At 64.9% G+C, this 24,328-nt stretch carries 19 protein-coding genes; 12 read left to right on the top strand and 7 right to left on the bottom strand.

Annotation, left to right across the window (positions count from 1 at the left end):
- Nucleotides 1-118: 118 nt before the first annotated feature.
- Nucleotides 119-1,117, bottom strand: a complete 999-nt coding sequence (locus OXS31_RS09880) for a fatty acid desaturase (protein ID WP_267398814.1) — start codon at nucleotides 1,115-1,117, stop codon at nucleotides 119-121.
- Between the two features lie 633 nt (nucleotides 1,118-1,750).
- Here OXS31_RS09880 and OXS31_RS09875 point away from each other — a divergent pair.
- On the top strand, nucleotides 1,751-2,974 hold the full coding sequence (locus OXS31_RS09875) for an acyl-CoA dehydrogenase family protein (RefSeq protein WP_267398813.1): 1,224 nt from the start codon (nucleotides 1,751-1,753) through the stop codon (nucleotides 2,972-2,974).
- Between the two features lie 104 nt (nucleotides 2,975-3,078).
- Nucleotides 3,079-3,213, top strand: coding sequence for a hypothetical protein (locus tag OXS31_RS09870; protein WP_267398812.1), 135 nt, complete (start codon nucleotides 3,079-3,081; stop codon nucleotides 3,211-3,213).
- Between the two features lie 43 nt (nucleotides 3,214-3,256).
- On the opposite strand, the gene tauD is transcribed toward OXS31_RS09870, so the two are convergent.
- From tauD to OXS31_RS09845, 5 genes are all read right to left on the bottom strand, one after another.
- A complete protein-coding gene (gene tauD / locus OXS31_RS09865; protein ID WP_267398811.1) occupies nucleotides 3,257-4,108 on the bottom strand; it encodes a taurine dioxygenase in 852 nt (283 codons plus the stop codon).
- Nucleotides 4,109-4,118: 10 nt separating this feature from the next.
- A complete protein-coding gene (tauC, locus tag OXS31_RS09860) occupies nucleotides 4,119-4,934 on the bottom strand; it encodes a taurine ABC transporter permease TauC (protein ID WP_267398810.1) in 816 nt (271 codons plus the stop codon).
- A complete protein-coding gene (locus OXS31_RS09855; protein ID WP_267398809.1) occupies nucleotides 4,924-5,712 on the bottom strand; it encodes an ATP-binding cassette domain-containing protein in 789 nt (262 codons plus the stop codon). Before OXS31_RS09855 ends, tauC begins: the two co-directional genes overlap by 11 nt.
- A 68-nt stretch (nucleotides 5,713-5,780) precedes the next feature.
- The gene (gene tauA / locus OXS31_RS09850) at nucleotides 5,781-6,767 is read right to left on the bottom strand and encodes a taurine ABC transporter substrate-binding protein (protein ID WP_267398808.1); all 987 of its coding nucleotides are present in this window, start codon (nucleotides 6,765-6,767) and stop codon (nucleotides 5,781-5,783) included.
- Nucleotides 6,768-6,972: 205 nt separating this feature from the next.
- On the bottom strand, nucleotides 6,973-7,344 hold the full coding sequence (locus OXS31_RS09845) for a response regulator (protein WP_027599241.1): 372 nt from the start codon (nucleotides 7,342-7,344) through the stop codon (nucleotides 6,973-6,975).
- 337 nt (nucleotides 7,345-7,681) lie between these two features.
- On the opposite strand from OXS31_RS09845, the gene OXS31_RS09840 reads away from it, so the two are divergent.
- The 10 genes from OXS31_RS09840 to OXS31_RS09795 all read left to right on the top strand — a co-directional run bounded on the left by OXS31_RS09840 (nucleotide 7,682) and on the right by OXS31_RS09795 (nucleotide 23,555).
- Nucleotides 7,682-8,803, top strand: a complete 1,122-nt coding sequence (locus OXS31_RS09840; protein WP_144958542.1) for a mechanosensitive ion channel domain-containing protein — start codon at nucleotides 7,682-7,684, stop codon at nucleotides 8,801-8,803.
- Between the two features lie 348 nt (nucleotides 8,804-9,151).
- Nucleotides 9,152-10,735 (top strand): glycogen synthase GlgA, encoded by a 1,584-nt coding sequence (glgA, locus tag OXS31_RS09835; RefSeq protein WP_267398807.1) that lies wholly within the window; start codon nucleotides 9,152-9,154, stop codon nucleotides 10,733-10,735.
- 159 nt (nucleotides 10,736-10,894) lie between these two features.
- Entirely contained in the window at nucleotides 10,895-12,700 is a 1,806-nt protein-coding gene (gene treZ, locus OXS31_RS09830; RefSeq protein ID WP_267398806.1) for a malto-oligosyltrehalose trehalohydrolase, read from the top strand.
- A complete protein-coding gene (gene malQ, locus OXS31_RS09825) occupies nucleotides 12,697-14,763 on the top strand; it encodes a 4-alpha-glucanotransferase (protein WP_267398805.1) in 2,067 nt (688 codons plus the stop codon). The genes treZ and malQ overlap by 4 nt, the downstream gene beginning before the upstream one ends.
- On the top strand, nucleotides 14,760-17,567 hold the full coding sequence (gene treY / locus OXS31_RS09820) for a malto-oligosyltrehalose synthase (RefSeq protein WP_267398804.1): 2,808 nt from the start codon (nucleotides 14,760-14,762) through the stop codon (nucleotides 17,565-17,567). The genes malQ and treY overlap by 4 nt, the downstream gene beginning before the upstream one ends.
- A complete protein-coding gene (locus tag OXS31_RS09815) occupies nucleotides 17,564-18,070 on the top strand; it encodes a DUF2934 domain-containing protein (RefSeq protein ID WP_044341786.1) in 507 nt (168 codons plus the stop codon). Before treY ends, OXS31_RS09815 begins: the two co-directional genes overlap by 4 nt.
- 250 nt (nucleotides 18,071-18,320) lie before the next feature.
- The gene (gene glgX, locus OXS31_RS09810; RefSeq protein WP_223855432.1) at nucleotides 18,321-20,510 is read left to right on the top strand and encodes a glycogen debranching protein GlgX; all 2,190 of its coding nucleotides are present in this window, start codon (nucleotides 18,321-18,323) and stop codon (nucleotides 20,508-20,510) included.
- The gene (locus OXS31_RS09805) at nucleotides 20,507-21,268 is read left to right on the top strand and encodes an endonuclease/exonuclease/phosphatase family protein (protein WP_007161821.1); all 762 of its coding nucleotides are present in this window, start codon (nucleotides 20,507-20,509) and stop codon (nucleotides 21,266-21,268) included. The genes glgX and OXS31_RS09805 overlap by 4 nt, the downstream gene beginning before the upstream one ends.
- The gene (clsB, locus tag OXS31_RS09800; RefSeq protein WP_267398803.1) at nucleotides 21,265-22,512 is read left to right on the top strand and encodes a cardiolipin synthase ClsB; all 1,248 of its coding nucleotides are present in this window, start codon (nucleotides 21,265-21,267) and stop codon (nucleotides 22,510-22,512) included. The genes OXS31_RS09805 and clsB overlap by 4 nt, the downstream gene beginning before the upstream one ends.
- Nucleotides 22,509-23,555: a YbhN family protein gene (locus tag OXS31_RS09795; protein WP_037007058.1), complete on the top strand. Its 1,047-nt coding sequence runs from the start codon at nucleotides 22,509-22,511 to the stop codon at nucleotides 23,553-23,555. The genes clsB and OXS31_RS09795 overlap by 4 nt, the downstream gene beginning before the upstream one ends.
- 8 nt (nucleotides 23,556-23,563) lie before the next feature.
- On the opposite strand, the gene OXS31_RS09790 is transcribed toward OXS31_RS09795, so the two are convergent.
- Nucleotides 23,564-24,289, bottom strand: coding sequence for a polysaccharide lyase family 7 protein (locus OXS31_RS09790; protein ID WP_027599231.1), 726 nt, complete (start codon nucleotides 24,287-24,289; stop codon nucleotides 23,564-23,566).
- Nucleotides 24,290-24,328: the final 39 nt, after the last annotated feature.

Raw genomic sequence — 24,328 nt, 5'->3', positions numbered from 1 at the left:
TGCTCCATCGGCCCTTCTGAACGGCCCGGCATCGCAACGATCTGGCTTGGTCTCGCCTTGATTATCCAGGCAGGGAGAATCAATCCCAAAGCGATCCAAAACAAAGGGGTGGTATTATCTAGCGGCAGGCAGATATCAGTGAAGGCTGACCGGCCGGGAGATGGCTGGGAGGCCTTGCGTCAGCGCCGGGATGCCTGGGTGCATCCACGGCTCGCCAGGCGAAACGTCGACCCAGCTCGCGATAGCCGGAAAACACGAAGCCTCCGCTGCGCGCCTGATAGGCACTGCGCCTGGCGCGGTAGACCCGCGGAATCAGATACCAGGGCAAGCCCGGCAGATCGTGGTGGACCAGGTGCAGGGTATTGTTGAGAAACAGCCAGCGCAGCGCCCCGCCGCTCTCGTTGAGCACGCACCTTTGCGCCGGATCCAGCGCCGGGCGGTGTTCGTAGAAGGATCTGATCAGCGCCAGGGCCAGCGCCGGCCAGGCCACTCCCAGCACATAGATCGCCAGGGGCATGCCAGACAGCCCGTGGATCGCCAGGAGCAGCCCTGCGCAGAGTGTCAGGTGGATCAGCCAGACACCCTGCACGCCCCGCTCGCCACGCCGGCAGCGGCGCACTTCGAACTCCAGCATGCCGTGCAGCGACAGCACCGGTCCCACCAGGACACGCCCGAGCAAGGTCTTGTCCAGCCAGAGCAACGCGCGTCCGGCCTGCCCTCTTCGCTCCCAGACCTCGCCACCCACATAGCGGCTCTCGGGATCGAGGTCCGGGTCGGTGAGGTTCTCGCGCCGATGGTGCGCCAGATGGCTGTCCCTATAGAGCGGAAAGGGAAACCAGAGGCCGAGGGGTGGATAGGCCAGCAGGGCATTAACCCGGGGCCAGCGCGTGGGATGACCGTGGATCAACTCGTGCTGCAGCGACTGGTGCAGCACGACGACCAGAATCAGCGGTGGCAGGGTCCAGTAGCCAAGCAGCGGCCAGGCCAGGACGAGCAGGAGCCAGCTTGCGTAGACCCCTGCGACCAGCCCCCAGGTAGGCCATTCGCTGCGGGCGGTGAACGTATGCAGGAGCAATTTGACCAGGCGGCGATGCCGCGTATCGAGATAGACAATCACCACAGGGCCCTGATAGCCAGAAATCAAAGCCGACCTTAGAAAAAGAGCATCCCGAAGTGAAATATCGTTAAGGCATTACTTCATGAACAAGTGGTTGTCCGCTGACTTCAGCCATGCAATGGCTCGATATTCAACGTCTCGCCGCGATAATTCCGCAGCCCATCTAACGATCATTCAAGCGACCAATAAAATCATAAGCTTATAAAAAATTATCCACACCAAGACCCAACTGTTGCGGGAACAACACTTCTGGCAAGGAATATTTCGACACATATCCTTAGCACTTTTGACAACTGGTCAATGGCTCGAAGTGCCTTCTAGACTTGAGCCAACTCTGCACTTGTCAAAGTCCGCCATGTTTTTATCCAACAAGATGCTCCGTACGGGTGAACCTGCACCCACTTCCCCGATAAGGACTCATGCAAGGCCGGCGGGCAGGCAGCAAGACGAATGGGCTCCGTCCACCCGATACCGTCCCGCAGCGCCGGTAGCGGTCCTGAAAACCTTGGGCCGCCGTCTGCTGGCGGCCATCGCCCTGATCGGCCGCACCCGCGCCGCCCAGGCTGAGATGGCCCGTCTCGGTCTCGCCCGTACCGAATCTCTCCCGACAGCATTAGAAGGATCTCCATTCCCATGAGCATCATTTCCGCAGGCTGGGGCGCCGGCCCTTCCGCGCGCCATGCCGACCTCTCCGCGCGCTTTCAGCCGCTGTTCCAGCGCGTCCGCGCGGGCGCCATCCAACGCGAGGTGCAGCGGCGGCTGCCGGTCGAAGAGCTGGACTGGCTGAAGGCGGCGGGCTTCACCGCCCTGCGGCTGCCGGTCGAGCACGGCGGCGCAGGCGTCACCCTGCCGGAACTGTTCGCCCTGCTCATCGAACTGGGCGAGGCGGATTCCAATCTGGTCCAAGCCCTGCGCGGCCACATGGGCTTTGTCGAGGGCCTGCTCAACAGCGACGACCCGGCGCGCCGCAGCCGCTGGTTCGCGCGCATCGCTGCCGGCGAGACAATAGGTCCGGCGTCCAGCGAAGTCGGCGATGCCCGGCGCGCCGAGTTCAGCACCCGCGTACGCCGCGAGGGCGACGCCCTGCTGCTCTCCGGCACCAAGTTCTATACCACCGGTTCGCTCTATGCCGACTGGATCGACGTGGGCGCCACCGACGAGGCCGGCAATCGCGTCATGGTCACCGTCCGCCGCGATGCCCCCGGCGTCGAGGTGGTGGATGACTGGAATGGCTTCGGCCAGACCCTGACCGCCAGCGGCACGGCGACCTTCACCAATGTGCGCGTAGAGCCTGCGGACGTGGTGGCGGTGGGCGAGCGCTTCCGCTATTCACCCGGCTTCTTCCAGGTCTTTCACCTCGCCAATCTGGCGGGCCTGGGACGGGCCATGAGCAGCGAGGTAGCGGCCGCGGTCGCCGCTCGCACCCGCACCTTCACCATCGGCAACGCCGACCGTGTCAGCCAGGATCCCCAGGTGCTGGCCGTGGTAGGCCAGGTACGCAGCGCGGCCTACTGCGCCGGGGTGATCGCCTTGAAGAACGCCGAGGCCTTGCAGCGGGTGCATGACCTCAGGCAGACGGACGACCAGGCCGCCGAGGATCGCGCGGTGGCGCTGGCCGAACTGGAGGTCTGCCAATCGCTCAATGTGGTGACGGACCTGATCATCGAGGCCTCCGGACGCCTGTTCGACGCCCTGGGCGCCTCGGCCACGCTGAGACCCCAGGGGCTGGATCGCTTCTGGCGCAATGCCCGCACCCTCGCCTCCCACAATCCGCGCATCTACAAGGATCGAATCGTCGGCGACTTCGCGGTCAACGGCACCCCGCCGCCGCCGCAGTGGAAGATCGGCGTCGCCTAGGCCGCCGAACCGGCCGCAAACCCCGACGAGAGCCGCCCTGCCCGGCTGGCCGCCGCCCCCGGCGATGCTTTAAGCTCGCCGGCCTTACCCCCTGGAGCGGTGTCATGGAAAGGTCTCGCAGCAATCGTCAGGCCATGTGGAAGGCCATCAAGGATCCGCGCTTCATCCCGGTCGCGGTGGCGGCCATGTGCATCGTGCTGTTCTTCGTATTCGGGCTGATCGACGTCCTGGGCAACTGATCTTCCGCCGGGACGCCGGCCTATCCCTGCTGCGGACAGGCCATCATCCCTGCTCGCCCGGCCCGCGGGGACGGTCACCCAGGATGGTCGCCCGGTGCATCACGCGCCGCTGCGGACGATAGTCGTCACAGGCGTAGTGCTGGGTGATGCGGTTGTCCCAGAAGGCCAGATCGCCCGCCTGCCACTGCCAGCGCACCTGGAATTCCGGTCGGGCGGCATGGGCGAACAGCAATTGCAGCAGCGCCTCGCTCTCGGCTTCTGCCAGCTCGACGATCCGGGTGGTGAAGCCGGCGCTGACGAACAGCCCCTTGACCCCGGTTTCCGGGTGCACCCTCACCACCGGATGACGCACCGGCGGGTTGGCCGCGCGTGCCGCATTGAAACGCTGCAAGCCTTCCGGCGTCTGGCCGAAGCGCTCCAGCGGAAAGGATTTGCTCAGGTCGTGCCAGGCACTGAGACCGTCGAGCAGCCCGCGAAGGGGGGCGGACAGCGCCGCATAGGCCGCGGAGTTGCTCGCCCAGAGGGTATCGCCGCCATAGGCAGGCACCTGGCGCGCGCTGAGCAGCGACCCCAGCGGCGGCGTCTGGATGAAGGTCACATCCGTATGCCAGAGCGCGTTGTCCCTCAGGTCGTTCAAGTCGGTATCCAGCACCAGGATTTCCGGCTGCTCGGGATGCTTGGGATAGATCGGGTGGATGTGCAGATCGCCAAAATGGGCCGCCACGTCCCGTTGCTGGCGTGGCGTCAGCAACTGGTCACGCAGAAACAGCACCTGGTGTTCCAGCAGCCCCTGGTGGAGTGCCGCGTGGCTGGCGGCGTCCAGGGGCTCGCGCAGATCCAGGCCATGGGCGCGTGCCCCGAGGGCGGGGCTCAGACGTTCGAAGGTAAGGGGCATGGACGTCTCCCTACTGCCAGCCGGCATAGCGCCGCTGCAGGGCGCGCAGGCCCAGTTCAATGGACAGGGCGATGCTGGCGATCAGCAGGATGCCCACCACCACCACGTCGGTGGCCATGAATTGGGCGGCCGATTGCACCATGAAGCCCAGGCCCCGATTGGCCGCGATCAACTCAGCGGCCACCAGGGTCGACCAGCCCACCCCCAGGGCGATCCGCAGGCCGGTGAGGATATCGGGCAAGGCACTGGGAAGGATGACGTGCCGCACCACCTGCCCTCGCGAGGCGCCCAGGCAGCGCACTGCCTGGCGTCGCGCCGGATCGACCCGGCGCACCCCACCCACGGTGGCGATCAGCAGGGGCGCGAACAACGCCAGATAGATCAGCAGCACCTTGGACAGCTCGCCGATGCCGAACCAGATCACCATCAGCGGCAGGTAGGCCAGCGGTGGAATTGGCCGATAGAACTCCACCAGGGGGTCCAGCGCGGCGCTCAGGGTCGGGTTGAGGCCCATGGCGATGCCCAGGGGTACCGCGGTCAGCACGGCCGCCAGCAGCGCCGCCAGCACCCGCAGCAGGCTGGTGCCCAGGTGCTGCCAGAGGCTGGCATCCAGATAGCCGTCGGCGCGCAGTCCCTGCAGAGCGACCAGCAGTTGTTCGGGCGACGGCAGGAACAGGGTATCCACCCAACCCAGATGGGTCGCGCTCCACCAAAGCGTCGCCACGCCTGCCAGGGTGCCCAGCGCTGCCACGCGGCGGCGGTCCAGGTGCAGTCGACGACGTTCCCGGGTATCGCGCAGGGAGGTTGTCAGGGTGTCAGAGGACATGATCGGGAGACTCCTGCAGAAAGAGGTCGAGCAGCTCCTGGCGCAGCTCGGCGAAAAGGGGATCGGCCTTGATCGCGCGAACGGGCTCCCCCGCCAGATAGCGGCGGGCGAAAGGCACCTCCAGACGGCGGACGATGCGCGCGGGCGGTCCGTCCAGCACCAGCAGCTCGGTCGCCAGAAACAGCGCCTCGTCGACGCTGTGGGTGATGAGGAACAGACCCTTGCCGGTGCGTTTCCACACGTCCAGCAACAGCACCTGCATGCGTTCCCGGGTCAGGGCGTCGAGGGCGCCGAAGGGTTCGTCGAGCAGCAGGAAATCCGGATCCACCGCCAGGGCGCGGGCCAGACCGAGGCGTTGGCGCTGGCCACCCGAGAGTTCGCTGATGGCGTGCTCGGCGTGCTGTGGCAGCCCCACCAGCTCGAGCATCTCGCGGGCCCTGGCCTCGCGCTCGGCACGTCCCAGCCCGCGCAGGCGCAGGCCCAGGGCGACGTTGTCGAGCGCATTGAGCCAGGGCATCAGGGCGTCGTCCTGGAACACCACGCCGCGTTCGCCGCCCGGCCCCGCCAGGGTCCGGCCATCGAGCTGCACGCGCCCTTCATCCAGGGATTGAAAACCGGCGAGCACGTTGAGCAAGCTGGATTTGCCACAGCCGGACGGACCCAGGACGACCAGGGAGGCGCCCTTCTCCACCGCGAGGTCGAGACGCTGCAGGATCGGTTGACGACGGCCACGGCGGACGAATCCGAGGCTGGCCTGTTCCAGGGTGAGTCGACTCATGACCGGCTCCTGTCGGCTGGGAAAAAAAGCCCCTCCGGAGAGGGGCGAATCGTGGCGTGAGAGGATCGCTATTGAGCCTTGCGGACGTATTCGGCGCTGACATAGGGCGAGTAGTCGTCGAGCACCGTGGGAATGCGCTTCTGTTCCTTGAGGAATTCGGCGGTGTGGGCGATGGCCTTGGCCGTGCCGCCACCGAGCAGATCGGGCCCGAGTTGCGCCTGGGCATCCGGATAACGTGAGCCGGCCAGTAATTCGGGGATGTCCGCGGCGTCCGCGCCGGTCAGGCGAGCGATCTTTCTGGCCTGCTCGGACTGCGCATCCCATGCCTTGCCATGGGCCTGGTAGTCGGCGAAGGCCTGCAAGGTGACCTTGGCGTACTGGGCGATGACTTCGGGATGCTTTTCGGCGAAGTCCTTGCGCGCCACCCAGACCTCGAAGGTGGGCGCACCCCAACTGCCCACCTGGGCGGCATCGGCGAGCACCTTGCCGTTCTTCTTGATCTCGCCCAGCGCGGGTGACCAGACGAAGGCGCCATCGATGTCACCGCGGCGCCAGGCGGCGGCGATCTCGGTGGGATTGAGGTTGACGATCTTGACCTTGGTGGGATCCACGCCCCAGTGCTTGAGGGCTCCCAGCAGGCTGTAGTGGGAGGTGGAGACGAAGGGCGTGGCGATGGTCTTGCCGACCAGTTGCTCGGGTCTGTCGATCCCGCTGCCATCGCGTACGACCAGGGCTTCGGCGGAATCGATTTGCGCGGAGACGAGGAAGGTCACCAGCGGCAGCTTGCGCGAGGTGGCCGCCGCCAGTGGGCTGGAGCCGAGGTTGCCAATCTGGACATCACCCGATGCCAGCGCGGCGACGACCTCGGGACCGCTGTTGAAACGGCGCCAGTCGATCTTCTGGCCAATCACCTGATCGTAGCGGCCATCGGCCTGGGCGACCTTGGAGGGATCGACACCGGTCTGGTAGCCGACCACCAGATCGGCAGCGGTCGCCTGCACCGCGAGCGTTGCCAGGCCTGCAGCCAGCGCCAGGGATTTGAACAGCAAATTCATGAAGGCCTCCTTGTCGGCAGGCACGCCGGAGCGCGCCCTCGGCATCGACTCGATGCCTGTCGGAGGCCAAGCTAAACGATCTAACTATCGTCAGATAAATAACGAAAAGGAATCAGCTTAGGCAGGGTGCTGGACGGTTGCGGACAGCGCCCGCTTCCACCACAAAGGAGAGTACGGCCTGGAACCAGGCCGCAGAAGGCAGCAATCAGCCCTTGCGCTGATTGAGGAAGCGGAAGCAGCCGGCCAGCAGGTCGTCGAAGCGCCAGGGCTTGGGCAGGTAGTAGATGTCCGGGGCGCGCTCGGGCTGCAGCTCTTCGAAATAGCCCGAAGAGACGATGATGGGCAGACCCGGCAGCTGCTGCTTGACGCGGCGCGCCAGCTCCAGGCCGTCGATGGCACCCGGCATGCGGACGTCGGTGATCAGCAGATCAGGCGTCGGACGCGCACTCGACAGGTATTCCCAGGCTTGATCCGCGGTGCCGAAGGTGTGCACCTGAAAGCCTTCGCCTTCGAGCACCTCTTCCATCAGCCCGAGCAACATGTTCTCGTCTTCGACGACCACTACCACTGGTTTCATAAATCCGTCTCGATCTCCGCAGGTCCGCCATCTGACTGGACGTATCTCGTTGGGGCGCGAATTCTACTCCTATCCGGCGTCCGCTGCGCACTCTCCTCTGAGCTTAGACGCGAGGTGCGACATCCTGCCCCACTGATCGACAGAAAAAAGCCAGCACTGCGCAACAGGCATCCCACCTATCGGGGTGGTATTGCCACCCTGGGACCGTTTGCCGGACATTCGGGGAACCGTGGCGAAGCCCCTCAGTCGGAAAACAGGTGTCTCGAAAGGCTCCCCGCGGTTCCGGCGCGTCAGCTTTTCTGGATCACGGGGAGCCGTCTGCCTGAGGAAATTGCGCATGACGGCCATCGACTGGACGGGTTGGCTCAACGCCCCCTGGATCACCACGCTGATCGCGGCGGGGGTCGCCCTGCTGATCAGCAGCGTCGCCCTGACCCTGGCGTTCGCGGCCATCCGCCGCCTGGCCAATCCCTTCCTGCTGGCGCGCAACCTGGTCAGGTACGCCGAGAAACCCGCGCGCCTGGCCGTGCCGTTGGTGGTGCTGCAAGGTGTCTGGAATTCCGCACCCGATGCCCTGCCGCTGTTGCGTGCCGTACAGCATCTCACCGGTCTGCTGAGCATCGCCGCCTTTACCTGGCTGGGCCTCCGAGCGGTCAAGGCCGTCGGCGCGACCATCGCCCTGCGCAATCCCGTGGATGTGGCGGACAACCTGCGGGCCAGGCGGATCCAGACGCAGAATCGGGTGCTGGTGCGCAGCCTCAGCTTCATCGTCCTGCTGGTGGGCATCGCCCTGATGCTGATGACCTTCCCGGCGGTTCGCCAGGTGGGTGCGAGCCTGCTCGCCTCGGCCGGGGTCGCGGGCCTGGTCGCGGGTATCGCTGCGCGACCGGTCCTGGGCAATCTCATCGCCGGCCTGCAGATCGCCGTGACCCAGCCGATCCGGCTGGACGATGTGGTCATCGTCGAAGGCGAATGGGGCCGGGTGGAAGAGATCACCGGCACCTACGTGGTGGTCCGCATCTGGGACGACCGCCGGCTGGTGGTCCCGCTGCAATACTTCATCGAGACGCCCTTCCAGAACTGGACGCGCTCGTCTTCCAGCCTGATCGGGTCAGTGTTCATATGGGTTGACTATTCCCTACCCCTGGCACCCATCCGCACCGAATTGGAACGCGCCTGTGCCGAGGTGCCCCATTTGTGGGATGGCCGTGTCTGCGTACTGCAGGTGACCGATGCGTCTCACGATTCCATCCAGCTGCGCGTACTGGTGAGTTCGGGTGATTCCTCCAAGAACTGGGACCTGCGCTGCTTCGTGCGCGAGCGGCTGATCACCTACATCAATCGCGAATTCCCCCTCTGCCTGCCCAAGCTGCGGACCGAACTGGGACGCCGCGACGTCCACCCCGCGCCACTATCCGACGAAAGGCAAGAGCCGGTCGTTCGTCAGCCAGAAGTCTGATTTTTCGGCCAATTGTCGCGATCAGGTGACCATCAAGCGGTTCACCTGGCGGTTATTCACAGGTGCCGGCCCGAACCGCGACGGCTTTTGGGCATGCATCTGGCAATACGAAGCAAGACCGCAACATTCGAGCGGGAAACTTGTGACGTTGTCCGTGAGTCAGTGCGAGAGCAATCTGGAAATCCGCGAAGCAGTTCTCGCCCAGATCCAGACATCTCAAGAAGAGGTGACCGGCAAAAAGGCTGTAGCAGCTCGGCTGTAGGCGTTTTTGAACCAGGAGCATCGAGCTTCAGGAAAGAAGCAATCAGGTAAACCTCAGTCTCGAACTTGCTGCATTGGGAGCGCACCATGGCAAATGCCGTCGTGGGGAAATTTGGGGCTCTGGAGCCCGTTGAAACTGCCACTCGCACCACCAGATCCAGCTCTCTCCGCAAGCGCACGGACGAGCCTCAGCTGACGCTGAGCTCCGTCGTCGAAAGTCGTAAACGCATTCTTTTCGTGACTCCGGAAATTTCCGACTTCGTCAAGGCCGGTGGCCTGGGCGAGGTATCAGGCGCCCTGCCGCGCGCCCTCGCCGCCTCCCACGACGTCCGGGTATTGATCCCCGGCTATCGTCAGGTGATGGCCGCGATCAAGGATCGCGTGCAGATGGTCGGCCGCATCGCCGCCCGCGCCGCCATGCCGGCCTGCGAGATCGGTCGCGTCAATCTGGAAGACGGCCTGGTCGTCTATGTGCTGATCTGCCCCGAACTCTATGAGCGCCCGGGCAACCCCTATGGCGACCTGAACGGTGCCGACTGGGCCGACAACCACATCCGCTTCGGTCGCCTGGCCAGCGCTGCCGCCGACTTCGCCCTGGGCGACGCCTCCATTCGCTGGGTGCCGGACCTGCTGCACCTCAACGACTGGCAGACCGGCCTCGCCGCTGGCTACCTGCGCTGGAAGGGTGCCAGCACCCCGTGCCTGACCACCATCCACAACCTGGCGTACCAGGGCCTGTTCCCGGCTTCGGTCATGGCCGACCTGGACATTCCCGCCCACGCCTTCCAGATGGAGGGCCTGGAGTTCTGGGGCAAGGTGTCCTTTCTCAAGGCCGGTCTGGTCTATGCCGACCACATCACCACGGTCAGCCACACCTACGCCCAGGAAATCACCACCGCGGAATTCGGTTGCGGCCTCGAAGGCCTGCTGCAGGTCAAGGCTCGCGATGGCAAGCTGACCGGCCTGCTCAACGGCATCGACGATGGCTGGAGCGCCTGCAGCGACCCGCACCTGTGCCAGCAATTCACCGAATCGGACTGGGACGGCAAGGCGGTCAACGCCGCGCGCATTCGCGAGGAATTCGGCCTGGAGCCCTCCAACGGCCCGTTGTTCGCCGTGGTCTCCCGACTGGTCCAGCAGAAAGGCATCGACCTGACCATCGAGGCGGCCGATCACATCGTCGCCCGCGGTGGCCAGCTGATGATCATCGGTTGCGGCGAGCCGCACATCGAGCGCCAGGTACGGGCCCTGGCCCTGCGCCATCCCGGTCGGGTCAGTGCCCACATCGGCTTCTGCGAGACCGAGGCACGGCGCATGTACGCCGGGAGCGACTTTTTGCTGATGCCCTCGCGCTTCGAGCCGTGCGGCCTGAGCCAGATGTACGCCCAGCGCTTCGCCTCCCTGCCGATCGCCACCCGCACCGGTGGCCTGGCCGACAGCATCGAGGACGGCACCACCGGCTTCCTGTTCGCCCCGCTGTCGCTGGAAAACTACATCAGCGCCATCGACCGCGCCTTGGGTGTGTTCGAACGTCAGGACCTCTTGCTGGCCATGCGTCACCGCGCCATGCAGGGCCCGTTCTTCTGGTCCGAATGCGCCAAGCCCTATGCCTCGCTGTACCTCGATCTGCTCCAGACCACCGCTCACCAGGAGCATCAGGTCGGCGCCTGAGGCGCAACCTGACTACCAAGCGCTTTTCCCTCGCCAAAAGGCCGACGAAAAGCGCTTTCCCCGCCCAACTTTGAGCAACTCTCACCGGTCATAACAGCAACTGCGGCCAACTGGGCCGCAGCGTCTTTTCTGCCGTCCGGTTTCGGGAGTTCTCTATCCATGACTGATATTTCGCGCGACGCAGCCGCGGTGACCGGGGGCTATGCCTGGCAGACCCGTGCCGGTGCCACCCTGGTGAGCAAGGAACGCACCCTCTTCCACTTCTGGGCGCCCAGCGCCGACGCCGTGTCGGTGGTCCTGGAGGGTGGCATGACCCTTCCCATGGAAGCCGAGCAAGACGGCTGGTTCGCGGTGGAGGCCCAATGCGGTGCCGGCACCCGCTATCGCTACCAGATCAAGGACCTGCTGGTCCCCGACCCGGCCTCCCGCGCCCAGGCCGGCGATGTGCACGAGCCCAGCATCGTCATCGACCCGACCACCTACCACTGGCAGACCGTCGAGTGGCAGGGCCGTCCCTGGCACGAGAGCGTCATCTATGAATTGCACGTCGGCACCCTGGGTGGCTTCGCGGGCGTCGAGAAGCTGGTGCCGCGCCTGGCGGCACTGGGCGTCACCGCCATCGAGCTGATGCCGCTGTCGGAATTTCCCGGCGACCGCAACTGGGGCTACGACGGCGTCCTGCCCTACGCGGTGGAAGCCTCCTATGGCACCCCGGACGATCTCAAGTCGCTGATCGACACCGCCCACGGCCATGGCGTGATGGTCTACCTGGACGTGGTCTACAACCACTTCGGACCGGACGGCAACTACCTGCACGCCTATGCCGAGCGCTTCTTCCGCGAAGACATCCATACGCCCTGGGGCGCGGCCATAGATTTCCGCCAGGACGCGGTACGCCGCTACTTCATCGACAACGCCCTGATGTGGCTGATGGAATATCGCTTCGACGGCCTCAGATTCGATGCCGTCCACGCCATCAACGACAAGGGCTTCCTCGAAGAGATGGCCGAGGAGATCCGCAGCACCGTCGAGCCGGGTCGCCACATCCACCTGATGCTGGAGAACGAAGACAACACGGCCACGCTGCTGGGTGGCAAGCACTACAACGCGCAGTGGGCGGACGATTGGCACAACGTCATCCACCCCATGCTGACCGACGAGAACGAAGGCTACTACCAGGACTTCACCGAGGACGCCACGGCCAAGCTGGTGCGCTGTCTGGGCGAGGGCTTCATCTACCAGGGCGAGCAGACCCGCCATGGCAAGGCCCGTGGTGAACCCAGCAAGGACCTGCCGGCCTCGGCGTTCGTCATCTTCCTGCAGAACCACGATCAGGTCGGCAACCGCGCCTTCGGTGAACGCCTGGCCCGTCTGGCGCCCGAGCCGGCGCTAAAGGCCGCCACTGCCCTGCTGCTGCTCAGCCCGATGATTCCGCTGCTGTTCATCGGCGAGGAATGGGGCAGCCGCCAACCCTTCCTGTTCTTCACCAGCCACAACGACGAGCTGGCCGAGCTGGTCCGCGACGGCCGTCGCAACGAATTCAAGGACTTCGATTTCTTCACCAGCGAAGAGCATCGCCAGCAGATCCCCGACCCGAACGCCGCCAAGACCTTCGAAGATTCCAAGCCCAATTTCGGCGAGGCCGATCAGCCCGATCACGCCGCCTGGCTGGGGCTGTATCGCGAGCTGCTGGAAATCCGCCGCCGCGAACTCTTCCCGCGTCTGGAAGGTGCTCGCCCCCTGGGCGCCGAAGCCCTGGCCGAGCGCGCCGTACGGGCGCGCTGGAGTCTCGCCGACGGCAGCCGCCTGACCATCGAACTCAACCTGAGCGACAAGGCCGTACCGGTGGACGAGGCTCCCCAGGGCGAGCTGTTGCACAGCAGTGACGCCAGCGCAACGCCGACCCGCGAGGACGGCACCCTGGCCGCTCACTCGGCACTGGTCTGGCTGGAGAAAAAGGCATGAGTGGAGATCGTCTGGAACAACTGGCGGAGGCCGCGGGCATCGCCATCGAATGGACCGCCTACGACGGCAAGCGCCAACGGGTGAGCCCCGAGGCGCTGCGCAATCTGCTCAAGGCCATCGAGTTGCCGGCGGACAGTGACGACGAGATCGACACCAGCTTGCGCAAGCTGGCCGAGGTGGGCGACAAGCACCATCTGCCGCCGCTCATCACGGCGGTGGTCGGCAAGCCGGTCGGGGCGCCGGACCAGTTCAAGCGTGGCGTCCGCTACGAGGTGCAGCTGGAAGATGGCGAGCGTCTGGACGGTCAGGTCGACGACCGCGGACAGCTGGCGCCGATCAGCGCCGCCGGTTATCACCAGGCCGAGGTCGATGGCAAAGCCCTGACCCTGGCCGTCGCGCCGGAACGCTGCTTCACCATCGCCGACGCCACCGGCAACGAGCAGGCCCGTCTCTGGGGGCTGGCCGTGCAGCTCTACAGCCTAAGGCGCGAAGGGGGCAGCGGCGCCGGCGATCTGCAGGGCCTGGTGCACTTCGCCAAGGCCGCAGGCAGCAAGGGCGCCGACGCCCTGGCCATCAGCCCGCTGCACGCCATGTTCAGCGCCGACGGCAGTCGCTACAGCCCCTACTCGCCGTCGAGCCGGGTGTTCTTCAACGTGCTCTATGCCGCGCCGGAGCTGGTCCTGGGTGCCGAGCCCGTACGCCAGGCCATGCAGCGCGCCGGCCTGCAGGCGGAAGCCGAGCGCCTGGAGCGGCTGGAACTGATCGACTGGCCGGCCCTAGCCAGGCTGCGGCTGCGCTTGCTGCGTACCCTGCACCTGGACTTCCGCACCGCTGGCGGTGAGCTGCGCGAGCGCTTCGAAGCCTTCCGCCGCGACGGTGGCGACGCCCTGGAAAACCATTGCCGCTTCGAAGCCCTGCATGCCTCCTTCACCCAGGGCGATGCCTCGCCCAGCTGGCAGCATTGGCCCCAGCAGTATCGCGATCCCAAGAATCCGGCCGTGGCCGAGTTCGCCGAACGCCATGCCCAGGACGTGGAGTTCTATGCCTTCACCCAGTGGCTGGCCAGCGAAGGACTGTCCGCGGCCCAGGCGCAGTGCCGCGAAGCAGGCATGAAGATCGGCCTGATCGCCGACATCGCCGTAGGCGCCGACGGTGGCGGCAGCCAGGCCTGGAGTCGCCAGGAAGAGCTGCTGGCCTCGGTCACCGTGGGTTGTCCGCCGGATCTGCTCAACCAGAAGGGCCAGGGCTGGGGCATTTCCGCCTTCTCCCCCACGGGCATGGTCAAGCATGGCTTTCGCGCCTTCATCGAGATGCTCAGGGCCAACTTCGCCCATGCCGGCGGCGTGCGCATCGACCATGTGATGGGGCTGCAGCGCCTCTGGCTGGTGCCCGAGGGTGCCTCGCCGGCCGACGGCGCCTATCTCTCCTATCCCATCGACGACCTGCTGCGGCTGGTGGCGCTGGAATCCTGGCGCTATCGCTGCGTGGTCATGGGTGAAGACCTGGGCACCGTACCCGAGGGCTTTCGCGAGCGGCTGGCCGAGCGCGCCATCATGGGCATGCAGGTGCTGTTGTTCGAGCGCGATGGCGAAGCCTTCAAGCCGGCCGCGCAGTGGTCGGACACGGCCATGGGCATGCCCACCACCCACGACCTGCCGACCCTCACCGGCTGGTGGCAGGGTCGCGACGCCGATTGGCAGGAAGAACTCGGACTGCTGCCCGACGGCACCGCGCGCCAGGACCGTCTCGACGAGCGTGCCAAGGATCGTCAGCAGCTGGCCAAGGTGCTGGAACTGGACGACACCCGGGAAAGCAATGTCGAGTCCGCCGTCGATGCCGCCATCGACTTCATTGGCCGCACCCCGGCGCCGCTGATCATCCTGCCGGTAGAAGATGCCCTGGGTCAGCTGGAACAGGCCAACCTGCCCGGCACCACCAACGAACACCCCAACTGGCTGCGCCGCTGGGACGACCCCGCCGAGCGCCTGCTGGATGCCGCTACCCCTGAACGACGCCTACGCGTGCTGAGCACTGCTCGTAACAATCCGGAGAACACTCGATGAGTCGCTTGCGCGCTACCGTACGCCTGCAGTTCCACAAGGACTTCACCTTCGACGACGCCCTGCCCCTGGTGGAGTACTACGCCAAGCTGGGCATCAGTCATTTCTATGCCTCACCCATCACCACCGCACGCGCCGGTTCCGTGCACGGCTATGATGTGGTCGATCCGACCCGGGTCAACCCGGAGCTGGGCGGCGAAGAGGCGCTGCGGCGCCTGGTCACCCGCCTGCGCGAACACGGCATGGGCCTGATCGCCGACTTCGTGCCCAACCACACCAACGTGGGCGGCTCGGAGAACGCCTGGTGGCTGGACATCCTCGAATGGGGTCGCCAGAGCCGCTACGCGGGCTTCTACGACATCAACTGGTACGGGCCCGACCCGGATCTGCAGGGCCAGGTGCTGCTGCCCTTCCTCGGTGACGCCTATGGCAACGTGCTGCAGGCCGGCGAACTCAAGCTGGTGTTCGACGGCGAGCAAGGTGCCTTCCGCGTCGAGTACTACGCCCACCACTTTCCGATCAATCCGGGTACCTACGGCCAGATCCTGCGCGAGAGCGACCTGCCCCAGCTGAGTCTGTTCGCCGATGCCTTCTCGGCACGGGCCAAGGACCTGGAAGAAGCCCGTGGCGCCCAGCGCCAACTGGCCGATGCCGCCAAGGACCCCGCCGTCGCCGCCGCCATCGACGAGGCGGTCGCCGCCTTCGACGGTAGCCAGCAGGCCAACCAGGAGCGGCTGCACGCCCTGCTGGAGAGTCAGCACTATCGCCTGGCCAGCTGGCGCACCGCCTCGGACGACATCAACTGGCGGCGCTTCTTCGACATCACCGAACTGGGCGGCCTGCGCATGGAGCGCCACGAGGTGTTCGAGGAAACCCATTCGCTGATCTTCCGCCTGATCAGCGAAGGTCTGCTCGACGGCCTGCGCCTGGATCACATCGACGGCCTGGCCAATCCGCGCGCCTATTGCCGCAAGCTGCGCCGTCGCGTCGACGACCTCTGCGCCAGCCGCAGCGGCGGCGCGCCGGAGGACGGCTTCCCCATCTACATCGAGAAGATCCTCGCCGAAGGCGAGCAGCTGCGGGAAGGCTGGGGCATCGACGGCACCACCGGCTACGAATTCATGAACGAGGTGTCGGCGGTGCAACATGCCGCCAGTGGCGAAGCCCCGCTGCGCCAGTTCTGGGCCGAGCGGACCGGTCGCACCGAGGACTTCCTCGAAGAGGTGCGGGAAGCGCGGCGCCTGGTGCTCACCACCGCGCTGAACAGCGAATTCGAATCGGCCGTGCATACCCTGCACCTGCTGGCGCAGCAGGACTGGCGCACCCGCGACACCAGCCAGGGCGCCATCCGCCGGGTGTTGCTGGAGCTGATCGTGCAGTTCAAGGTCTATCGCACCTACGCCGGCGCGGCGGGCTTCGTCGGCAACGACGCCCAGTGGTTCGATACCGCACTGGAAGCTGCCCGCCCCCACGTCAGCGAGGCGGAGCAACCGCTGCTGGAACAGCTGCGCGCCTGGCTGGGTGGCGACGCCCCGCGTCACAAGCCCGTGGGCAGCGTGGCCCGCCGCGAGCAGCGTCGTGCCATCACCAAGTTCCAGCAACTCACCTCGCCGATCGCCGCCAAGGCGGTGGAAGACACGGCCTGCTATCGCTCCGCGCCGCTGCTGTCGCGCAATGACGTGGGCTTCGATCCGCAGCATTTCGCCCAGCCGGTCAGTGCCTTCCACCAGGCCAGCGGTTGGCGCGCCGAGCACTTCCCGCGCAACATGCTGACCACCGCGACCCACGACCACAAGCGCGGCGAAGACACCCGCGCGCGCCTGGCCGTCGTGTCGGAACGCCCGGACGCCTATATCGCCCAGGCCACCCGCTGGATGGAACAGGCCGCACCGTTGCGCGGCCAGTGGAACGACGCCCCGGCGCCGACGCCGGGCGATGAACTGATGCTTTACCAGACCCTGCTTGCCAGCTGGCCGCTGCAGCTCCAGGCCGACGACCAGAAGGGTCTGGAGGCCTATCTGGAGCGGCTGCTGCAGTGGCAGGAAAAGGCCCTGCGCGAGGAGAAGCTGGAGTCCGATTGGTGGGCGCCGAATGGCGACTACGAGGCGGCCTGCAAGGCCTTCCTGGAAGGTCTGCTCACCAACGATAAGTACCGCGCCCTGCGCGGCGAGATCGTCACCGCGGTCCGCGAACTCGCTCCGGCCGGTGCGCTGAACGGCCTGGTGCAGATGCTACTGCGCAATACCGCGCCCGGCGTGCCCGACCTCTACCAGGGCGGTGAATTCTGGGACTTCAGCCTGGTGGAGCCCGACAACCGCCGTGCCGTGGACTATGCCCCGCGGCAGCAGGCGCTGACCAAGAACGCTTCCGTCGAGGCTGCCCTGGATGCCTGGCAGAACGGCGAGATCAAGCAACAGGTCTTGGCTGCCGTGCTCCAACTGCGCAAGCAGCAGCCGCAGCTGTTCACCGAAGGTCGCTACCTGCCCCTGACCGTAGTGGGCGCCCATGCCGATCAGGTGCTGGCGTTCGCCCGTACCTGGGAGCAACAGGCGGTGATCGTCATCGTGCCGGTGCATGCCTCCGACCTCATGCAGAACGATGGAAATCTCCGCTTTTCCGCAGAGGCCTGGCAGGACACCCGGATAAAACTTCCGGAAACCTTGTCCATGTACCGTTTTGGGGAAACTTTTGCCCCGGCATCTGTCCATGACCAGAAGAAAGAGCTTTCTGTCGGCGAGGTTCTGGCACGTTTTCCGCTTGGATTGCTCAGCACACAAGACATCACTCAAGGAGCCGCACCGCAATGACCCAAAAAGACGAACGCATCCAGCAGCTCGCCTATCAGATCTGGGAGTCCGAAGGACGGCCGGCCCACGAACATGATCGCCACTGGGAGATGGCGACTCGACTGTACGAAGCCGAACAGGAAGGCGTGGCCAAGAAGACCGCGGCCAAGAAGCCTCGCGCGACCAAGGCTGCGGCAGCGAGCGCGGACAAGCCCGTCGCCAGCAAGCCCCGCACCACCGGCAAGACCAAGAGTGGCAGCGAGAAGGCCGCTACCGAAGCCGCAGCGGCCGGTGAGTCGGTAACCGAGAAGGTGGAATCGGCGGCCAAGAAGGTTGCCTCCAAGGTCAAGCAGGCGGTCAAGCCCAGTGCAGGCAAGACCGGCGCGAGCAAGACCACCGCCAGCAAGGCCAAGGCCGATGCCAACGTCGACGCAACCGGCGTAGGCGTGGCGCCGGCCACGCCGAAGAAGCCGCGCGCGTCCCGCGCCAAGGCGGCCACGACCAAGCCCGCCGCCACCGAGTGATGTGATGTTTCGGCCTGGCCGTCCGGCCAGGCCTTCCCCCCGCCGCTTCGCTGCGGTGTCTGCGTTATCGCTGTTTTCCTGATTTTTTCCTGAAAAAACAACGCTTTGTCGGTTCGCCATCAGGGCTCGGAACTGCGCTGCGTCGGGCCTTTCATATGCAGGTAGCCGGATCTGTATCGATTCAGCCACCGGCAGGTATTGAGAGCCGAGTCAGAGCTACTTCCTTCCTAGCTATCCCGAGAGCGTCGAAATGACTTCAACCGAGTCCAACAAGCCGTTAACCGAAGCGACCACTTTCATCAGCAAGTCCAAGTCTCGTGTTCGTGAAGGGCTGCCCTACCCCCTGGGCGCCACCTGGGACGGCTCCGGCGTGAACTTCGCCATCTTTTCCGCCAACGCCACCAAGGTGGAACTCTGTCTCTTCGACGACGAAGGCAAGGAAGAAATCGAGCGTATCGAACTGCCGGAATTCACCAACGAGATCTGGCACGGCTATCTGCCTGACGCCCGTCCCGGCACCCTCTACGGCTATCGCGTGCATGGCCCGTACGAGCCGCAGAATGGCCATCGTTTCAACCACAACAAGCTGCTGATCGATCCCTATGCCAAGCAGATCGTGGGCGAGCTGGAGTGGAACGACGCCCTTTTCGGCTACACCATCGGCCACCCCGATGGCGACCTGTCCTTCGACGAGCGTGACAGCGCGCCCTTCATGCCGCGCTGCCGCGTCATCGACCCCGCCTTCACCTGGGGCAACACCACCCACCCGCGCGTGCCGCGTGATCGCACCGTGTTCTACGAGACCCACGTCCGTGGCTACACCATGCAGCACCCGGCCGTCCCGGAAAGCGCCCGCGGCACCTTTTCCGGTCTGCAGGAGAGCGAGGTCATCGACTACATCAAGTCGCTCGGCATCACCTCCGTCGAACTGATGCCGATCCACTACTTCCTCGATGACAACCACCTGCTGGAAAAGGGCCTGAGAAACTTCTGGGGTTACAACACCCTGGCCTTCTTCGCCCCGCACTCGCGCTACATGGCCAGCCAGTCCATCGGCGAATTCAAGGTGATGGTCGCGCGCATGCACAACGCCGGGCTCGAGGTCATCCTCGACGTGGTCTACAACCACACCGCCGAAGGCAACGAGATGGGCCCGACCCTCTCGCTCAAGGGCATCGACAACGCCAACTACTACCGCCTGATGCCCGATGATGCCCGCTACTACATCAACGACACCGGCACCGGCAACACCCTGAACATGAGCCACCCCTGCGTGCTGCAGATGGTGACCGACTCGCTGCGCTACTGGGCCACCGAGATGGGCGTGGACGGCTTCCGCTTCGACCTGGCCACCATCCTGGGTCGCGAGCCGGACGGCTTCGACGAGGGCGGCGGCTTCCTGCACGCCTGCCGTCAGGACCCGATCCTGGCCGAGACCAAGCTCATCGCCGAACCCTGGGACTGCGGCCCTGGCGGCTATCAGGTGGGCAACTTCCCGCCCGGCTGGATGGAGTGGAACGACACCTTCCGCGACACCGCCCGTGCCTTCTGGAAGGGTGACGAGGACAAGATCGGCGACTTCGCGAAGATCTTCCTGGGCTCCGGCGACAAGTTCAATCGTCGCGGTCGCAAGCCCTATTCGTCCGTGAACTTCGTGACCGCTCACGATGGCTTCACCCTGGCCGATACCGTGTCGTACAACGACAAGCACAACGAGGCCAACGGCGAAGACAACAACGACGGTCACTCCCACAACCTGTCGTGGAACTGTGGCGCCGAAGGCGAGACGGACGATCCGGAAATCATCGAGCTGCGCTATCGCCAGATGCGCAACCTGCTGGCCACCCTCTTCCTCTCCCAGGGCACGCCGATGCTGCTGGCCGGCGACGAATTCGCCCGGACCCAGGGCGGCAACAACAACGCCTACTGCCAGGACAGCGAGATCGGTTGGGTCAACTGGGAGATCAGCGAGAAGAGCGCCGAACTGCAGGAATACGTGCGCAACCTGATCGACCTGCGTCGTCGCTATCCGCTGCTGCGTCGTAGCCGCTTCTTCACCGGCGCCTACAACGAGGAACTGGGCGTCAAGGACGTCACCTGGCTGCAGCCCGGTGGCACCGAGATGGGCGACGAGCAATGGCAGGACGGCAGCAACAAGTGCATGGGCATCCTGCTCGATGGCCGGGCCCAGCCGACCGGCATTCGACGCAAGGGCGCGGATACCTCGCTGCTGATTCTGGTCAATGCTCATTATGACGTGGTGGATTTCACCCTGCCGGAAGTCCCCATGGGCGAGCATTGGTCCCTGCAGCTGGATACCAATCAGCCTGATCTGGATGCCGGCGACGTCTTCAATTTCGGAGACACCTATCAGGTCACCGGACGCTCGGTATTGCTGTTCGAGCTGACCCAGACTAAGCGGAGGAAGCGCCAGGCATGACGGACGCGCAACAGGGTTTTTCGTTCAAGGTCCTGACCATCAACACGCACAAGGGCTTCACGTCCTTCAACCGCAAGTTCATCTTGCCGGAATTGCGCGAGGCGGTGCGGACGGTGTCAGCGGACATTGTCTTCTTGCAGGAGGTGTTGGGTACCCACGAAAAGCACCCGTTGCGCTTCGAGAACTGGCCGGCGGCGCCGCAGTACGAGTTCCTGGCCGATTCCATGTGGACCGATTTCGCCTACGGGCGAAATGCGGTCTACCCGGATGGCCATCACGGTAATGCGGTGCTGTCGAAGTTTCCCATCGTCAGTTACGACAACTTCGACATTTCCATCGCCGGACCGGAAAAGCGCGGGATGCTGCATTGCGTCCTGCGTGTTCCGGATCAGGGTGTGGATCTGCACGTGATCTGCGTGCACCTGGGATTGCGGGAAAAGCACCGCCAGATGCAGATGAAGCTGATCTGCGAACACATCAATTCCCTGCCCAGCGACGCTCCCGTCGTGGTGGCGGGGGATTTCAACGACTGGCGCCAGAAGGCCAACGACATCCTTGGCCAGGGCGCGGGCCTCGAAGAGGTGTTCATGAAGACCGCGGGGCGCCTGCCCAAGACCTTCCCGGCGAAGCGTCCCCTGCTCTGCCTGGATCGCATCTATACCCGTAACGTCAGTGTCGGGCGCCCACAGGTGCTGGGCAATCAGCCGTGGTCGCACCTTTCCGACCACGCTCCCCTGGCTGCGGACTTCCACCTATGAACTTCGAATGGCGGGACGGAAACCGCATCGCCTTGCTGGAAAACGGCGAGGACTTCTTTCCGCGGGTGTTCGAGGCGATCCGCGAAGCCGAGCGCGAGGTCATCATCGAGACCTTCATCCTCTTTTACGACAAGGTCGGCAAGGCCTTGCAGGAGGAATTGGTCGCGGCGGCCAAGCGCGGCGTCCAGGTGGACATCACCGTGGATGCCTATGGTTCGCCGGACCTGCCGCAGGCCTTCATCGACGAGATGGTCCATGCCGGGGTGCGCTTTCGCTACTACGATCCGCGCCCCCTGGTTATGGGCATGAGGACCAACCTCTTTCGCCGCCTGCATCGCAAGATCGTGGTGGTGGACGCCCGCCTGGGTTTCATCGGCGGCATCAACTATTCCGCCGAGCACCTGGGCGACTTCGGGGCCGAGGCCAAGCAGGATTATGCCGTCGAGGTCGAAGGCCCCATCGTCGATGACATCCATCGCTTCGCCCGCGACGCCATCAACTCCCCGGAAGAGACCCACCGCTGGTGGGGCAAGCGCTCGCAGAAACCGGCCGACAATCGCAATCCCGGCAATGCCCAGGCGCTGCTGGTGTTCCGCGACAACGACGAGCACCGCGCCGATATCGAAAAGCACTACCTGGAGATGCTGCGCAACGCTAAGCGCGAGGTGGTGATCGCCAACGCCTATTTCTTCCCCGGCTATCGGCTGCTCAGGGAGATGCGCAATGCGGCGCAGCGCGGCGTCCGCGTGGTGCTGATCGTCCAGGGCGAACCGGACATGGCCATCGTCAAGGTCGGCGCCCAGATGCTCTACAACTACCTGGTCAAGGCCGGGGTGGAGATCTACGAATATTGCCTGAGACCCCTGCACGGCAAGGTGGCGACCATGGACGAGCATTGGTCCACCGTGGGTTCGAGCAACCTCGACCCCCTGAGTCTCTCGCTCAATCTCGAATGCAACCTGATCTTCCACGACCATGCCTTCAACCGTGAATTGCGCGGTCGCCTGGAAACCCTGATCCAGAACCACTGCGAGCACGTCGACAGCAGCAAGGTGCCCAAGCGCACCTACTGGCACCTGGCCAAGACGATGCTGGTCTTTCACTTCCTGCGCCACTTTCCCGCCTGGGTCGGCTGGCTGCCCGGTCATACCCCCAAGATCGAACTGGTGAGTCCGCCGGTGCAGCCCGAGCTCGAAACCCAGGACCGGGTCGATTCCTCGATCTCAAGGTATCCGCAACGATGAGCAGCCACAGCGACACCCTGGACCACGCCGACGACGAGGCGGACCAGCAGGCCGCCGACAAGCCACAGAACAAGCACTGGGTGCTGGCCAAGAAGATCCTGACCTGGGTGTTCCTGATCGCGGTGGTGGTGCTGCTGGTGATCTATGCCCGCAAGGTCGACTGGGGCGAAGTCTGGAAGGTCTTTACCGGCTACAAGTGGACCACCCTGGCCATGGCCGGCGGCCTGGTGGTGCTGTCCTATATCATGTATGGCTGCTACGACCTGATCGGGCGCGCCTATTGCGGCCACAAGCTGGTCAAGCGCCAGGTGTTTCTGGTGTCCTTCATCTGCTACGCCTTCACCCTGACCCTGAGCACCTGGGTCGGCGGCATCGGCATGAGGTATCGCCTCTATTCGCGGCTGGGCCTCTCCAGCGGCACCATCACCCGGATCTTTTCCCTGAGCATCGCCACCAACTGGCTGGGATATGTCCTGCTCGCCGGCGGCATCTTCGTCAGCGGCGTGGTGGACATGCCGCCCAACTGGTTCGTCGGCGACACCACCTTGCGCCTGATCGGCTTTGGTCTACTGGCCTTCATCGTTTTCTACTTGGGCGTCTGCGCCTTCGCCAAGCAGCGCGAATGGACGGTGCGCAAGCAGCGCCTTGCCCTGCCCTCGCTGCGCATGGCCTGCCTGCAGCTGCTGGTGTCCTCGATCAACTGGATGGCCATGGCCGCCATTGTCTATCTCTTCCTCGGCCGTCAGGTGGACTATCTGCATGTACTCGGCGTCCTGCTGCTGTCCAGCATCGCCATGGTCATCGTGCATATCCCGGCCGGGGTCGGGGTGCTGGAGACGGTGTTCATCGCCCTGCTGGCCAACGACGGCCTCTCCCAGGGCAAGATCATCGCCGCCCTGCTCGGCTACCGGACGCTGTACTTCATCGTCCCGCTGCTGATCGCCGCCGTGCTCTACTTCGCCCTGGAGAGCCGCGCCAAGAAGCTCAAGGTCAGCAACGACCGCCGCGAAGAGCGCAAGCAGCAGGAAAAGCACGCCACCTAGGACGTGCCCTATCTGTTATTGGGCTGGTGCATGGAAATCAGCCGGTAGAACAGCACACGCCCGCCCTCGGTGGCGGGCCCTTCCCCATCGCGCAAGCGGGCGCCCGCCTTGAAATACAGGTGATGACTGCTCCAGGCGCTGTCCAGTTGCAGACCCAGGTCTCCGTTGCGCGAACCAGCGCCATGGGCACGTACGGTGAGCACCCCGGTACGCGCCAGCTTGATGTCATAGCTGAAGCGACTGTTGAGCGGTAGATGCTCCAGCAGGATGACGTCCTTGGGACTGTCGGTGGGGCTTTCCCGCAACCGGGCGATGAGTTGGCCCTGCTCGACCTGTCCCTTGGCAGTGGCCGCGCTTTCCACGCGGTAGACCAGTTGCAACAGTGCCTGGGACGCTTCAGGCGCGGCGGTCTGGTCCTCGATCTGGCTGATGATGACCTCGGGGCGTGAGGGCACCTGCTGCACCGCCGCTTCGGCCTGCAGCAGGGCATCGGCCTCGCGATACTTCCAGGCATAGGCGCTGCCGTCCGGACGCGTTTCGCGCAACTCGGTGGCGGGATAGCTGTTGAAGGGTTGCGGGGTTCCGGTCACGGGGACCCAGAACAGCAGCGACCCTCCCTCACCACGCATGAGATAGGGGCTGCGAAAGGCGCTGCTGTTGAGTTCGGCGGTCTGTACCTGGGCCACGGGCATGGGTACGGGGACCGTCAGATTCCATTCGGCGAGATCGATCATGGTGCTCTCGGTTGCCAGATGCCTGACAAGCATCGCCCA

It is taken from the genome of Pseudomonas sp. GM_Psu_1 (genome assembly GCF_026544185.1).
GTDB classification, from domain to species: Bacteria; Pseudomonadota; Gammaproteobacteria; order Pseudomonadales; family Pseudomonadaceae; genus Chryseomonas; species Chryseomonas oryzihabitans.
This window is presented reverse-complemented; position numbering and strand designations above follow the sequence as displayed.

Coding starts and splice junctions, on each gene's coding strand:
- OXS31_RS09875 (WP_267398813.1), top strand. CDS start 1,751: ATGAGCATCATTTCCGCAGGCTGGGGCGCCGGCCCTTCCGCGCGCCAT.
- OXS31_RS09870 (WP_267398812.1), top strand. CDS start 3,079: ATGGAAAGGTCTCGCAGCAATCGTCAGGCCATGTGGAAGGCCATCAAG.
- tauD (WP_267398811.1), bottom strand. CDS start 4,108: ATGCCCCTTACCTTCGAACGTCTGAGCCCCGCCCTCGGGGCACGCGCC.
- tauC (WP_267398810.1), bottom strand. CDS start 4,934: ATGTCCTCTGACACCCTGACAACCTCCCTGCGCGATACCCGGGAACGT.
- OXS31_RS09855 (WP_267398809.1), bottom strand. CDS start 5,712: ATGAGTCGACTCACCCTGGAACAGGCCAGCCTCGGATTCGTCCGCCGT.
- tauA (WP_267398808.1), bottom strand. CDS start 6,767: ATGAATTTGCTGTTCAAATCCCTGGCGCTGGCTGCAGGCCTGGCAACG.
- OXS31_RS09845 (WP_027599241.1), bottom strand. CDS start 7,344: ATGAAACCAGTGGTAGTGGTCGTCGAAGACGAGAACATGTTGCTCGGG.
- OXS31_RS09840 (WP_144958542.1), top strand. CDS start 7,682: ATGACGGCCATCGACTGGACGGGTTGGCTCAACGCCCCCTGGATCACC.
- glgA (WP_267398807.1), top strand. CDS start 9,152: ATGGCAAATGCCGTCGTGGGGAAATTTGGGGCTCTGGAGCCCGTTGAA.
- treZ (WP_267398806.1), top strand. CDS start 10,895: ATGACTGATATTTCGCGCGACGCAGCCGCGGTGACCGGGGGCTATGCC.
- malQ (WP_267398805.1), top strand. CDS start 12,697: ATGAGTGGAGATCGTCTGGAACAACTGGCGGAGGCCGCGGGCATCGCC.
- treY (WP_267398804.1), top strand. CDS start 14,760: ATGAGTCGCTTGCGCGCTACCGTACGCCTGCAGTTCCACAAGGACTTC.
- OXS31_RS09815 (WP_044341786.1), top strand. CDS start 17,564: ATGACCCAAAAAGACGAACGCATCCAGCAGCTCGCCTATCAGATCTGG.
- glgX (WP_223855432.1), top strand. CDS start 18,321: ATGACTTCAACCGAGTCCAACAAGCCGTTAACCGAAGCGACCACTTTC.
- OXS31_RS09805 (WP_007161821.1), top strand. CDS start 20,507: ATGACGGACGCGCAACAGGGTTTTTCGTTCAAGGTCCTGACCATCAAC.
- clsB (WP_267398803.1), top strand. CDS start 21,265: ATGAACTTCGAATGGCGGGACGGAAACCGCATCGCCTTGCTGGAAAAC.
- OXS31_RS09795 (WP_037007058.1), top strand. CDS start 22,509: ATGAGCAGCCACAGCGACACCCTGGACCACGCCGACGACGAGGCGGAC.
- OXS31_RS09790 (WP_027599231.1), bottom strand. CDS start 24,289: ATGATCGATCTCGCCGAATGGAATCTGACGGTCCCCGTACCCATGCCC.